Source organism: Bacteroidales bacterium, from assembly GCA_041671145.1.
Lineage (GTDB): Bacteria > Bacteroidota > Bacteroidia > Bacteroidales > JAHJDW01 > JAQUPB01.
Map to the genome: position 1 here is coordinate 24,412 of JBAZBZ010000005.1, position 12,898 is coordinate 37,309.

Consider the following 12,898-nt stretch of genomic DNA (forward strand, 5'->3'; position numbering starts at 1 on the left):
GAATTTGCATGGGTTCTTTGAGAATTCGCTGTGATTTTTTTAGAATTCATTTTTTATCAATGAAATCTTTCACGAGTGTTATTGTTTCTTTCACCGCAGTTTCCAAATCATCATTTATAATTATTTTATCAAATTTATCTTTATAAGTCAGCTCCATTTTTGCTCTGTCAATTCTTATTTTCAGAGTTTTTTCGGTTTCAGTTCCTCTTTTTCTAAGGCGTTCTTCAAGAACTTCAATTGAAGGTGGCATAATAAAAATCAATAAAGCTTTTTCTTTGTATAATTTTTTAATATTAACACCTCCTATAACATCAACATCAAAAACTATGTTATTTCCATTATTCCAGATTCTGTCAGCTTCCGATTTTAATGTCCCGTAAAAACAATTTTTATAAACTTCAACCCATTCGAGAAATTCTCCATTATCAATTTTTTCTTTAAAGTTTTCAGCACTTAAAAAATAATAATCTTTTCCTTCTGTTTCGTAATATCTTTTAGGACGGCTTGTTGCCGAAACCGAAAATTCAAGATTCATTCCCGATTCGAGTAAACGTTTTGCAATTGTTGTTTTTCCCGAACCCGACGGCGCCGATAGTATGATTAGCTTATTATTCATTTAAAATATTTTTTTTCAAATTTTTGTGTTTAACTTTTTAAATGCAAGTTTTCAGTTTATAGTCTTCAGTTTCCGGTTATTGAAAAAAATTATTTTTCTTCCAGAGAATAATATGATTTTATTTTTTTGTTTATTTTATTATAACTAATTAGTCCGATAACTCCGGTAATTATAGCTATTACGATTAATGAAATTCCTAAAATGATTACAAAAATTTCCTTTTCAAAAAATTTTATTAAAGTAATTCCTGAAGCAAGCAACATAATTACAGTGCGTGAATATGCCAGAATTGTCCTTACATTTGCAAGTTTGGTTCTGTCAATTGCCAGACGGTCGCGAACTATTAATTTTGAATCTTCCATTTTTTATTTAACTGCAAACTAAAAACTGTGAACTGGAAACTATTAAAGTACATTCATAAGTTGTTCTTTTATTTTTTCAAGCTCATCTTTCATAATAACAACTTTTTTCTGAATATCGGCATTATTTGCTTTTGAACCAAGAGTATTGATTTCCCTGCCCATTTCCTGCGAAATAAAACCGAGTTTTTTCCCCTGAGAATTTTTATCTACTAAAGTTTCTAAAAAGTAATTGCAATGACTCTTCAGCCGCACTTTTTCTTCGGTAATGTCAATTTTTTCAATATAAAAAACTAATTCCTGCTCCAAACGATTTTCATCAATTTTACTTTTATCAATTACATCCAGCAGGTTATTTCGTAACCGCTGCTTTATACTTTTTAATCTTATTGGGTCGAGTTTTTCAATTTCTTTAAGAAGTTTAAAAATAAAATCTATTCTTTTTCTGAAGTCCCTTTCAAGTTTTATACCTTCATTTTTTCTTGATTTATCAAGTTCTTCCAACGCTTTTACAACTGTTTTATAAATGATGTCCCATTCTTTTTCATCAATTACCGATTTTTCAGGTTTCAACACATCAGGCAATTTCATTATTAATCCGATGTAATCAGTATTATTTTCAGTATTAATTTCTTTTGCGAGAGATTTAAGTTCTGAATAATATTTTAAAGCAAGCGTTTTATTAAATGAAAAATTTGGATTTTCTGCCGAATTTCCAATATATAGAGTTAATTCAATATTTCCTCTTTCGAGTGATTGAGCAATTAAAGAACGTAACAAAATTTCCTTTTCATTGTAAACTGAAGGCATGCGGATTTTTATGTCGGATTGTTTGCCATTAACTGATTTTATTTCCACAGTTACCTTAAAATTCGGACTTTCGCAAATTGTCTTACCAAAACCCGTCATTGATTTTATCATAAATTTTATTTTTAAAAGCCAAATTTAGCAAATACTCTTTATTTTTTTAATAAAATATATTCTTTAATCAAATTTTTCTATTTTTGATAAAATAATTTTTAATAAAATAATGAATATTCTTCATCCTCTTGATGAACTAAAAAAAAGACCAGTACTATTGAGCTTATTATGCATATTTACAATTATAGGAAATTGCATAATGATATTAAGCGGTTTATTTTCATTACTTGCTTTAAAGCTTGTAAATTATTTTTCCATATTGCCAGTTCACAATGAGTTTATTTCTTATATTTTATCAGGAGGTTCGGTTTTTGCAATAACCTCAATAGTATTATGTTTTTTTACTATCATTGGAACAATTAAAATGTGGAACCTCCGTAAAATGGGGTTTTATCTTTATCTGATTTCCAAAATTGCTTTTATTTTAACACCTTTCATTTTTTTGGTTCCTCAGATTTTAGAATTTAATTCTGTTTTAAGAGGATTAATTCCATATTTTGCATTAACTTTTTTATTTGTAATTTTATATTGTTTAAATTTGAAATATATGCATGCATAATATTGCTTAATTGTTAAATTGTCGTTTTTTTTAACAATTTAGCAATTTAGCAATCAACATCAATAGAAACATTAAACATAAAAATCACGTAAAATATAGTTTATAATTGAAAATTAAATTAATTTAAAAATTCAAAAATATAATCGGAGGAAATTTCAATGGCTAAAAAAAATGAAAATTCACAAAATAGTTTAATTCTGCATCTAGAAGATGTTATCAATGGTGAGCGTCGCTTCGAAAATGTTTTTCAGTCGGTATCAAGAATGATACTTGAGGATTCGAGAAAAATCGAAAAAGTTACCGTTAATGGCAGAAGTACTTATGACTTCAGAATTTTCCGCGAAGGAAAAAAACATATAATCGGAATGTTCGATGAAATCAATAGCTTTGTTTCTTTTGTGAAAGATGCTGCCGAAGGCGGCTCATCTGCGGAAATGGCTTATGTTTTAATAGGTGAACCCGGCAATGGTAAAACATTTTTTGTGGATTTTCTTTGCAAAACGTACAGGGAATTTATTTCTCTTCCTCAAAATAAAAGATATACTTTTCGATTTAAAAATCTTGCTCAACTCGGCGGATACGGCAAAATCACAAGTATAGAATCACAAACATTCGAAGACCCCATGATTCTTGCAATGAATCTTTTTGAAACAAAAGCCGAAAATGTTGAATTCCTTGCAAAAAACGGTGCAGACGAAAAACAAATCGAAAAATTTTATAAAAATTACAGAACACTTGGCGCTTGCACATATTATATTTTTAATCAAATTAAAAATCATTGCGATGGAAATATTGATAAAACACTTGATTTTATTGATATAATTCCTGTTCAGGTTAGTGAATCGCGCGGAACTATTACCGGAAAATATGCTGCAAAAGATAAAATAACTTCTTCTGCTGTTGATTTGCTCGGCGAAGAATCTATTTCACGACTTCTGCATATTGCCGAAACCGATAATCCTTATCGCTTTGATTTACGCAGAGGAGCTTTGGCAAGAGTTGCCGGCGGCGGAATTCACTTTGCCGATGAGGTTTTCAAAAACAAACGCGACCTTGTTCAGGTTTATCTCGGAGTTATTCAAAACAGAACAATAGAAATCGAAGGATTCAAATGGCCTCTCGATACTTTAATAGTTGCAACAAGTAATAATTCGGAGTTTGCCCGTTTTCTTGAAGAAAAAGAACAGGCACCGATTGTTGACAGATGCCGCTTGACCTATATGTCACATAATACAAATTTCCAAATGCAAAAAGAATTAACATCATTTTCCCTCGGCAGCTTGGAAAAAACAACATTTGTCGGTGATAAATTACATATTGACCCGAATTTGAATTATGGAATTTCAGTGTCGGTAGTACTTTCACGTATGCCTTCATCCGACAAACTCACTCCTGTTGAAATGATGAAACTCGCTGCCGGTGAAGTTGCAGGCGAAAAAAGTATCAGAACATTAGCCGAAGTTATTGACGAACTAAACCGCGACCCCGATATTACAAAGCGTTTCGGGCAAAAAGGTCTCGGTCACAGAAACCTCGGAAGAGCAATTCAGATTTTACTCGAACGCTCGGAAACGCAGGAAGGTAAGTGTATGTACGCAGGCGATGTTTTCAAAGCATTGGAAAGCGTTATTCTTGATTATGTTCAGGATGCAAACGACAGAATTAAATATTTCAACGATTTGAAAATTGCAAAAGGATTGCATCGCAAAAATGTAATGACAACAATTTTCAATGCCTACATGGACGAGCCAAATGCAGTTGAAAGAGATGTTATGAATTATGTAAATATGATTATCGGTATTGATGCTAAAAATCTCGGACCCGATAAAATATGGACATATCGCGACCCGCAAACAAATAAACTCATTCCACTGAAAATTGACGAAACATTTATCAACAGCGTTGAAGAGCGTATGGGTTTGAAAAACGAAGAACAGAAACAAAGTTACAGAACTACAGTTGCCAAGATATACGGACAAAAAATGATTACCGACCCTAACTATAATTTCATGGACAACAACGACCTTGTGAAAGCAGTTACCGATGTTCGTCTGAAATCTGATGTTGCAGGAGCAGGCAGTTTGGTTGGTGCTTTATCAAACAGAACCAACGAAGAAAATCAAAAACTTTATAACAGGATGATTGATACAATGGTTAATAAACTTGGCTATTGCACAACCTGTGCTCAAAAAACAATTGAGTATTTCTGCACACAGGATGATGCAAATTAAACACAATTGAAAAAAGCTTCGAGCTTTGAGTTTCGAGCCATGAGAAAGAAGAGAATAGTTAATAGTGAATAATGAATAGTTTAAAAATTTGTTTTTAAAGTCAATTTATTGAAATAAAACCCGTAGGGTTTAAATATTGGTAACCCCGTGCTTTAGCACGGGGGCAAAGAAATAACAGAGTTTAGCGTCGCAAGTAGAAAATTAATTAATTGTTAAAATGTTTGATGCGACGCAAAGTAGAAAGTTTATTAAAAAATATGAATTCTCAAATACAAAATATAAATATTAATACATCTGATAAACTTACCCGTTTTTCAGAAATTGTTGAATATTTTAAATCGAAAAAAAATACTGTAAAAATCTCAAGAAGCGAAAAATATTTAAAGTATGAACAGATAGTAAAAGATAAAGAAGAAATTAAACCTTAAATTATTAATGAAAACCTTAAATAAAAATATAATTATCTCAACAATTATTGCCGAAAAACAAAACATAAAAAAATTCGGTATTAATGAAATTGGTTTGTTTGGCTCGTTTGCAAAGGATAAGCAAACATCAAAAAGTGATATTGATATTTTAGTAAGCTTCGATAGCGATAAAGAAACTTTTGATAATTTTATAAATCTTTGTTTTTTATTTGATAAATTATTTAAAGGGAAAAAAGTTGAAGTTGTTACTAAGAATTCATTGAGTCCGTATATTTCTTCACGAATTTTAAAAGATATAAAATATGTGCAAATTACAGATTAGTTACATATTACATATACTTGAAGAATGTACTTTTATTATTTCTACAACTAAAGATGTAGATAAAAATGATTTTTTGAAAAATGAAATAATGAAAAGAGCTATTGTCAGAAGTATTGAGATTATTGGCGAAGCTACAAAGAAAACGGATATTGATTTTAAAAAGAAATGGAATGAAATAGAATGGAAGCAACTTGCCGGAATGCGGGATAAGCTTATTCACGATTATTTTGGTATAAACTATAACATTGTTTGGGATGTTGCAAAAAATAAAATACCACAACTTAAAATTGATATTGAAAAAATAATTAAAAACGAAGAAAAGTATAATCAAAAGAATTTATTCTGAAACTTACTATTTAATAAATGCAAAAAAAATACTTAAAAACATACAATAAACTCAAAAAGTCAGGTCTTTCAAAGGAGCAGGAAAAATTAATAAACCGCGAAATAGAAATCATAAAATCTTTTGAAAACAGCAAGGGTAAAATTCCCGAAAAGCCCAGTTTTCAAGGATTATATTCTCAAAATGATTTGGAAGTTTTTCAGAAAATAAAACCCGATTTTGAAAAAGATTTTGTACGCACTTCTTTAAGAACTCTTGATGAACTTCTTGACAAAGACAAAAAAAGAGAAGCAGACGGGTTTCCACGAAGAATTAGAATTGGCAAACTTGTTAAACCAGGCAAAGGCGATAAAGGAAAAGTTGTTGTTGTTCCATCTACTACCGAGCCAAAATTTTATCACGACGATTCAATAACCGAAGAAAACGAAACCGGTGGCAACGGCGAAGGCGAAGAAGGTGAAGTAATAGGTGAACAACAAGCACAACCTCAGCAGGGCGAAGGCGATGCACAAGGCGCAGGCCAGGGTGAAGGCGGCGACCACGATATGAGTCAGGAAGCATTTGATTTAGGTAGAGTGCTTACTGAAAAATTTGAATTACCGAATCTAAAAGATAAAGGAAAAAAACGTTCGTTTTCAAAATATACTTACGACCTTACCGATATTAATCGCGGTTTTGGTCAGGTGCTTGATAAAAAGGCAACTTTAAAAAAAATAATAGAAACCAATATTCAACTCGGAAAAATAGATGGAATAAAACAATTCTCGGGCGAAGACCTGCTGGCAAGTCCGCAGGATTACGTTTACAGAATTCTTTCAAGAGAAAAAGATTTTGAAACGCAGGCAGTGGTTTTTTTCCTTCGCGATTATTCCGGTTCGATGCAGGGAAAACCAACTGAAGTTGTAACAACACAGCATTTGCTTATTTACAGCTGGCTTATGTTTCAATATCAGAATAATGTTGTAACTCGATTTATTTTACACGATACCGAAGCAAAAGAAGTTCCTGATTTTTACACTTATTATCGTTCGCAGATTGCAGGCGGAACACGCGTTGCTCCTGCTTTTCAGCTTGTAAATAAAATTGTGGAAGAAGAACGTTTGGCAAAAGATTATAATATTTATGTTTTTCACGGAACCGATGGTGATGACTGGGATACCGATGGAAAAGAACTTTTAGATGCAATAGACAAAATGACACTTTATGCAAACAGAATAGGAATAACTGTTGCAAAAAATTCGTGGTCGGGAGAAAACAATACTGTAGTTGAGATTAATTTTGAAAATTCGGGAATATTAAAAGAAAAACCGCAGTTGGTAAGAATTGACGGCTTCTCCGCAGAAGAAGGAACAGAAGATAGGATTATTGAGGGAATAAAAAAGTTGGTGGGGTGATTTTTTAAAATCTGTGAATCTGTGGCATTTTTTTATTAAATATTTAAAAACTTGTAAATCTTTAATTTTTTTAATCTTTTAATTTTTCAATCTTTTAATGGAATTAATAGGACAACATACAAAAAAAATAATGGAGGAATGCAAAGTCAGGGCTCGTGGAGCCGGACTTAAGTTCGACAACGAATCACTTGAATATATTGTTTCGAACTCCGATATGCTTGAACTTCATCCGAAAGTTATGATTCCGACTTTGTACGATTACTGGGTTAACGATGTTGAAGTTCTCAAAGAAAAAGGGAAGTATTCGCTTTATCCTAATAATCCTTATGAAACGGTAATAAATTCACGTCCGGCAATTTCATTTTACAACGACAATAATCCCGATTGGATGAACATAATGATTTTTTATCATGTTCTCGCACATATTGATTGTTTTCAGAATAATATTTTATTTGAAAAAACATGGAATGATGATTTTGTGGGACAGGCACTTGCCGATAAGCGGCTTATTGCAAGTTTACGGAGCGAACATGGACGCTGGCTTGATTATGTGATTGAATTCAGCAGAAATATTGATAATCTTACAGGATATTTTAAAATTTTATCGCTTCAAAATTTCCCCAAAAACATTGAAACATCAACAAAAGTAAAATATTATTTTGCTACGTTTTTGCAGGAAAAAATTAAAATGCCTGCAAATGAAATTTTCAAGGAAGTTGAAAAATTTAATAACTTCATAGAAAAACAGGGAGAAATGGGAGAGATACTGTTTTTCACAGAAGTAAAAATTAAACACCCCGAATTTCAGGCGTTATATGAACGTTTTGGTGAAGTTGAAAAACACGAAGCAATAGATGTGATGGAATTTATTAAAGATAATTCCCCATTTTTAAAAAAGGATAGCAACGGCTGGATGAAATCTGTGATGAGTGTTGTGAGAAATACTGCATTATATTTTGCTCCGCAAATAAGAACGAAAATACTAAACGAAGGATGGGCAAGTTACTGGCACGACCGACTTTTCATTTCCGATAACAGAATTAAAGGACATGAAATAGGATATGCAAAATTAAATGCAGGTGTTACTTCAATAAGTCGTATCGGGTTGAATCCGTATGCTATTGGCTTGAGATTGATTCAGTATATTGAAATGCTTGCCGATAAAGGAAAACTTAATTATGATTTTCAAAAGCTCCAAAATATTGATGAACGCGGAAGTTATGATAAAAAAACAAAAAAAGGTAACGCAGCAATATTTGAAATAAGAAAAAATTTCTCCGACTTCATGCTCATCAATACTTTCGTTAATCAGGATTTTGTTGATATGCATGGCTTGTTTGTTGTCGGCATACGTTATAATCCGCAAAGAAATACTTACGAATATTATGTAAAAAGCCGCAAAGCCGAAGATTATAAAAAAATGCTGCTTGATTCACTTTATCATCCGCCTTCTATAACAGTGAATACAAAAAAAACTACCGATGAAAAAATTTATCTTGAACATAAATTTGAAGGCAAACAATTAATAAAAGATTTTATTCCAGATACAATGCTTGGTATTTCATATTTATGGGGCGGACAAGTTCAACTCGAAACCACCGAAATTATTAAAAAAGAACAAAACCAGCTTTTTGATGCAGAAGAATCACAGGAAGAAAAATTTGAATACAGAAAAGTACTTTATACATATCAAGATAAAAACATAAATAAAGTTTACTTGTAAAAATAACTTGAATAAAATGCTACAAAGAAACTAAGTCATTAAGTTTTTTTGCGATTTCTTTGTGTCTTAGCAACTTTGCGGTAAAAAATACTTCCGAATATGTTAAAAATAAATCTAAAAATAATTATTCTATTTTTTTCATTTTTAAATATTTTTTGTGCAGGCTCACAAAAATCAAATAAAAAAACAACTGACACTTTATCTATGAAAATTGTTTTAAAAAGCAACGGATTTAATGATGGTGAAATGATGCCCGCAAAATTTTCATGCGACGGCGAAAATGTTTCACCTCCGTTATCATGGGATTCAGTTCCAGAAAAGGCAAAAACATTCGCAATAATCTGCGATGACCCCGATGCACCAATGAAAACATGGGTGCATTGGGTGATATTCAATATTCCTTCAAATGTAAAAGAATTAAAGGAAGGAATGAAGAAGGACGCAGTTTTGGGAAACAAAATTATACAGGGTACAACTGATTTTGGTAAAAGCGGTTATGGCGGTCCTTGTCCTCCCGGTGGAACACACAGATACTTTTTTAAAATTTATGCATTGGATTGTGAAATGAATTTAAAAGCAGCTACAACAAAAGAACAACTCCTGAAAGCGATGGAAGGACATATATTAGCTCAAGGTGAATTAATCGGAAAGTATAAAAGAAAATAAAATTTTTATAAATGAGCATTTATTCTAAAATACTTGAAAACATTAAGAAAAATAAAAAGCAATTTGCTGTTTTAATTGACCCCGATAAATTAGAAAAAGAAGAAATTTCAAAAATTTCAAAAACCGCGATTGAGGCAGAAGTTGATTTTTTCTTTGTTGGCGGAAGTTTACTCACTAATGATAATTTTGCTCACTGCATTAAAATTTTAAAGCAAAATTCTGAAATTCCTGTATTGATTTTCCCCGGAAATAATTTACAGATAAACCAAAATGCTGACGGAATACTTTTCCTTTCGCTTATTTCGGGCAGAAATGCTGAAATGCTTATCGGGAAGCACGTTATTGCTGCCCCGTACATCAAAGCATTTGGACTCGAAACTATTCCTACCGGTTATATGCTTATTGACAGCGGAAAAGCAACTACCGCTTTATACATGAGCAATTCATTTCCTATTCCTTGTGATAAAGATGAAATTGCAATGTGTACAGCAATGGCAGGAGAAATGCTCGGTTTGAAAATGATATATATGGATGCCGGAAGCGGTGCTGCAAGTACAATTTCAACCAAAATGATTTCAAAAGTAAAACAAAATATTTCTGTTCCTTTAGTTATAGGTGGAGGAATAAAAACTCCCGAAAAAGCCGTTGAATGCTGTAAAGCTGGTGCCGATATTATTGTGGTTGGAAATGCAATTGAAGAAAACTTTCCGCTCATTAGAAATATTTCTGATGCTTTGAAAATGGTATAATTTGCTGCTGGATTTATACCAATCTTAGCTCAAAAGCACAAAACTAACAGGTTTTTAATCTGTTGAGCCAATCTCCTGACAGAGTCGTCAGACCTGTCAGAGTTTATAAGGTATCATAAATTTTTATCAATATTTTCTTGCTAAATCTTTATCCAGCACGTAAACACAAATTTGTTTTGCTCCGTCTTGCGTATAGCCGAATTTACATTTAAGATTTGTGATAAGCATTTTAATTTCCTTTTTGAGTTTTTCGTCATAAGCATTGAAAGTTTGCGAGCCGAAATCTATTATTCCCCTGCGGAAATTAGCGTTATCAATATATGGAGTTAAAGAATTTTCTTTCAAGTTTCTTGTAAATTTGCTCAAAAGATTTTTGTATTGTTCGGTATCAGTGATTTTCTTTCCCTGAAGTTTTATTTCCTGCGATAATGTTTTTGAAACATATTCGCTTTGCATATCTTTTCTGAATTGTATTCTTTGTTCTTCCGAGCTTGTTGTTCCGAGAAACATTGCTTCAAAGTTTTTGAAAAAATTATCAGTGATTTCAATTAAGTGTCCTGTATTAGTACATTTAACAGTTTCGCCAATTTCATAATTTATTGCAAACAGGTAATCCTGAATATCGTTTGAAATCTGGGTTTCGTTGAAATAATACATTGCTTCTTTCACTTCCTGCAATACATTGAAATCATATAAGTCCTCAAGCGATTGAACAAATCCATCGGGAATGTAATCAGTAAGCTTTTCGCTGTCTTGCAGGAAAAATGATTTTACCATATCCATTGTTATAGGTTTTCCTGTTTTTGTGTATTTTGAAATGAAAGAATTAAAAACATTAAGTGATTGACGCCCTGAAATGCCTCTTGTACCTTCATTTTCAGAATCGGCAATTATTTCTTTTCTTGTTTGCCTGTCGAAAGTTTTTATATCTTCTTCGGAAAGCCATGTGGGTATTTTGCCGGTATAAATGTCCATTTTCAATAACAACAAATTTCTGTCGATATATTTTCTGTATTTCTCAGAATCCTGTATCCATCGATTTATTGAGGGTGAATCTAAATTTAATCTTGTGGAAACAATAATTTTTGCAAAATTACTTAATACTCTCGGTAAAAATTTTGAAATAGCCGATTCGCCGAATTTGTTTTTATAAATTTCAACTTCGGTATTATAATCAAGAATATAAGGAATATTAACGGTAATAATTCTGTCCTGAAATGATTTTACATTTTCATAATGTCGTTTGTCTTCAGGATTTATCAAGCCAACGAATAAAGTTTTTATTCTTTCTTCAACAAGCTCAACTTTGTGAATTCCATCACTTATTATACCGTGCAAAGCCATCAATCTTTCCACGTTGTGTTCTTTGATGTCCATGATTGTATGAACGCCGTTATTAGTGCTTGCGAGATGAGAATGAATATATTTTATTTCATCGTTTTTAAATAATTCATTTATATTTTTTTGCAATGTGGGATTTGCTATCGGATTTTTAAGAACCTCATCTCCGGGATTATAAACGCTTATGCCGCTTCCGAATTGCCTGCTGAAATCCATTCTTCGTGCATTAATCATATTGAAAATTTCCAGCGGGTCACAAACTTTGTTTATTAAATTATTATAAATAGAGCTGCAGATATGGCAAGGCGAATCCTTTAATATCCATTCAAATTCTTTATCATTAAAAATTTTATTTTTAAATTTTTCATCAGAAATAAGTTCATCAATAAATTTTTTTCTGAATGCCTTTGGTATTTGAAGAATAGGATGGTCGTGGCTCGGACATGAAATATCCAAAAACTTTTTCGGATGAGTAGTTTTCAGATATTCTTCTGATGATTGCCTATCATTGTTTTTACTTATTTCTTCTTTGCAAAAAAGATTTATTTGATTTTGAAATTCCTGAAAATTGGTGATTTTATCAACATCTAATCTCCAGTATGTTTCAAACATAAAACCTTCAGGAGCTTTTGTATATGATTCGAGTTTCAGAAGAAGATTATTAAGAAAAGTACTTTTGCCGCTTCCCGGAGGTCCTTCAAAAAGATAAATATGATTGTTTTGTATTCCTTTTTTAAAACTTTTTGCAAGATTAATGAAACGATTTGCAAACAAGCGGTCGGCAAAGAAAGGGTCATCACAATCCTTTACAAACATTTTTGAAAAATCATATTGAACAAAACCTATTGAATCATTTGAAACCTCATATTCATCTTTACCTTCAGGGACATAGTAATTAACCATATCGTAGAATAACTGAAAAATATTTCTGAGTGCGAGTTCGGGCTGGTCTGCCACGTAATAAAGAAAATCGTTAAAGAGAATCGGCAACCGGTTTTCTTTTTCGCGAATATCATTGCTCAGGTTTATCAATACTTCGAGGCGTTTACCTCTACCTTGAACATCTTCGAAATTTTCGATTTTTTTTACTTTTATTTTTTTCTTCGGCTTTGCCATAAATTTTGTGTTTTATATTGTAAAGATATTATTTATGCAAAATAACTCCAAATAAATTTTATCTTCCTTTTTCAAATATTAAAAATCAAATTTACTTACTTTATTTTGAAGTACATTTAAATTCTTTGTT

General features: G+C 31.7%; 13 protein-coding genes. 9 read left to right on the forward strand and 4 right to left on the reverse strand.

The genetic code is table 11. The annotated features are described in order from the left end of the window. Positions 1–46: 46 nt before the first annotated feature. From gmk to WC223_02840, 3 genes are all read right to left on the reverse strand, one after another. On the reverse strand, positions 47–616 hold the full coding sequence (gene gmk, locus WC223_02830; protein ID MFA6923165.1) for a guanylate kinase: 570 nt from the start codon (positions 614–616) through the stop codon (positions 47–49). An 89-nt stretch (positions 617–705) separates the two neighbouring features. Next, positions 706–978 carry a DUF202 domain-containing protein gene (locus WC223_02835; GenBank protein MFA6923166.1) on the reverse strand — a complete coding sequence of 91 codons (273 nt, stop codon included), beginning with the start codon at positions 976–978 and terminating at the stop codon, positions 706–708. 42 nt (positions 979–1,020) lie between these two features. Further along, positions 1,021–1,896: a YicC/YloC family endoribonuclease gene (locus WC223_02840; GenBank protein ID MFA6923167.1), complete on the reverse strand. Its 876-nt coding sequence runs from the start codon at positions 1,894–1,896 to the stop codon at positions 1,021–1,023. A 109-nt stretch (positions 1,897–2,005) separates the two neighbouring features. On the opposite strand from WC223_02840, the gene WC223_02845 reads away from it, so the two are divergent. The 9 genes from WC223_02845 to WC223_02885 all read left to right on the forward strand — a co-directional run bounded on the left by WC223_02845 (position 2,006) and on the right by WC223_02885 (position 10,311). Then, positions 2,006–2,455, forward strand: a complete 450-nt coding sequence (locus WC223_02845) for a hypothetical protein (protein MFA6923168.1) — start codon at positions 2,006–2,008, stop codon at positions 2,453–2,455. 158 nt (positions 2,456–2,613) lie between these two features. Then, positions 2,614–4,686: a hypothetical protein gene (locus WC223_02850; protein MFA6923169.1), complete on the forward strand. Its 2,073-nt coding sequence runs from the start codon at positions 2,614–2,616 to the stop codon at positions 4,684–4,686. A 257-nt stretch (positions 4,687–4,943) separates the two neighbouring features. Beyond that, positions 4,944–5,114: a hypothetical protein gene (locus tag WC223_02855; GenBank protein ID MFA6923170.1), complete on the forward strand. Its 171-nt coding sequence runs from the start codon at positions 4,944–4,946 to the stop codon at positions 5,112–5,114. Positions 5,115–5,121: 7 nt separating this feature from the next. Next, a complete protein-coding gene (locus tag WC223_02860) occupies positions 5,122–5,436 on the forward strand; it encodes a nucleotidyltransferase domain-containing protein (protein MFA6923171.1) in 315 nt (104 codons plus the stop codon). Continuing rightward, the gene (locus tag WC223_02865; protein MFA6923172.1) at positions 5,417–5,782 is read left to right on the forward strand and encodes a DUF86 domain-containing protein; all 366 of its coding nucleotides are present in this window, start codon (positions 5,417–5,419) and stop codon (positions 5,780–5,782) included. Before WC223_02860 ends, WC223_02865 begins: the two co-directional genes overlap by 20 nt. Before the next feature lie 17 nt (positions 5,783–5,799). Beyond that, positions 5,800–7,173 carry a DUF444 family protein gene (locus tag WC223_02870; GenBank protein MFA6923173.1) on the forward strand — a complete coding sequence of 458 codons (1,374 nt, stop codon included), beginning with the start codon at positions 5,800–5,802 and terminating at the stop codon, positions 7,171–7,173. A gap of 97 nt (positions 7,174–7,270) precedes the next feature. Continuing rightward, positions 7,271–8,896 (forward strand): SpoVR family protein, encoded by a 1,626-nt coding sequence (locus WC223_02875; protein ID MFA6923174.1) that lies wholly within the window; start codon positions 7,271–7,273, stop codon positions 8,894–8,896. 204 nt (positions 8,897–9,100) lie between these two features. Continuing rightward, complete coding sequence (locus WC223_02880) at positions 9,101–9,562, forward strand: YbhB/YbcL family Raf kinase inhibitor-like protein (GenBank protein ID MFA6923175.1); 462 nt, start codon at positions 9,101–9,103, stop codon at positions 9,560–9,562. Positions 9,563–9,573: 11 nt separating this feature from the next. Continuing rightward, positions 9,574–10,311 carry a geranylgeranylglyceryl/heptaprenylglyceryl phosphate synthase gene (locus WC223_02885; protein ID MFA6923176.1) on the forward strand — a complete coding sequence of 246 codons (738 nt, stop codon included), beginning with the start codon at positions 9,574–9,576 and terminating at the stop codon, positions 10,309–10,311. Positions 10,312–10,437: 126 nt separating this feature from the next. On the opposite strand, the gene WC223_02890 is transcribed toward WC223_02885, so the two are convergent. Further along, positions 10,438–12,768 carry a hypothetical protein gene (locus WC223_02890; GenBank protein MFA6923177.1) on the reverse strand — a complete coding sequence of 777 codons (2,331 nt, stop codon included), beginning with the start codon at positions 12,766–12,768 and terminating at the stop codon, positions 10,438–10,440. Positions 12,769–12,898: the final 130 nt, after the last annotated feature.

What these genes read in the sequence shown, in the direction of transcription:
- WC223_02860 (MFA6923171.1), top strand. Translation starts at nt 5,122, where the DNA reads ATGAAAACCTTAAATAAAAATATAATTATCTCAACAATTATTGCCGAA.
- WC223_02870 (MFA6923173.1), top strand. Translation starts at nt 5,800, where the DNA reads ATGCAAAAAAAATACTTAAAAACATACAATAAACTCAAAAAGTCAGGT.
- WC223_02885 (MFA6923176.1), top strand. Translation starts at nt 9,574, where the DNA reads ATGAGCATTTATTCTAAAATACTTGAAAACATTAAGAAAAATAAAAAG.
- WC223_02890 (MFA6923177.1), bottom strand. Translation starts at nt 12,768, where the DNA reads ATGGCAAAGCCGAAGAAAAAAATAAAAGTAAAAAAAATCGAAAATTTC.
- gmk (MFA6923165.1), bottom strand. Translation starts at nt 616, where the DNA reads ATGAATAATAAGCTAATCATACTATCGGCGCCGTCGGGTTCGGGAAAA.
- WC223_02845 (MFA6923168.1), top strand. Translation starts at nt 2,006, where the DNA reads ATGAATATTCTTCATCCTCTTGATGAACTAAAAAAAAGACCAGTACTA.
- WC223_02855 (MFA6923170.1), top strand. Translation starts at nt 4,944, where the DNA reads ATGAATTCTCAAATACAAAATATAAATATTAATACATCTGATAAACTT.
- WC223_02835 (MFA6923166.1), bottom strand. Translation starts at nt 978, where the DNA reads ATGGAAGATTCAAAATTAATAGTTCGCGACCGTCTGGCAATTGACAGA.
- WC223_02875 (MFA6923174.1), top strand. Translation starts at nt 7,271, where the DNA reads ATGGAATTAATAGGACAACATACAAAAAAAATAATGGAGGAATGCAAA.
- WC223_02865 (MFA6923172.1), top strand. Translation starts at nt 5,417, where the DNA reads ATGTGCAAATTACAGATTAGTTACATATTACATATACTTGAAGAATGT.
- WC223_02840 (MFA6923167.1), bottom strand. Translation starts at nt 1,896, where the DNA reads ATGATAAAATCAATGACGGGTTTTGGTAAGACAATTTGCGAAAGTCCG.
- WC223_02880 (MFA6923175.1), top strand. Translation starts at nt 9,101, where the DNA reads ATGAAAATTGTTTTAAAAAGCAACGGATTTAATGATGGTGAAATGATG.
- WC223_02850 (MFA6923169.1), top strand. Translation starts at nt 2,614, where the DNA reads ATGGCTAAAAAAAATGAAAATTCACAAAATAGTTTAATTCTGCATCTA.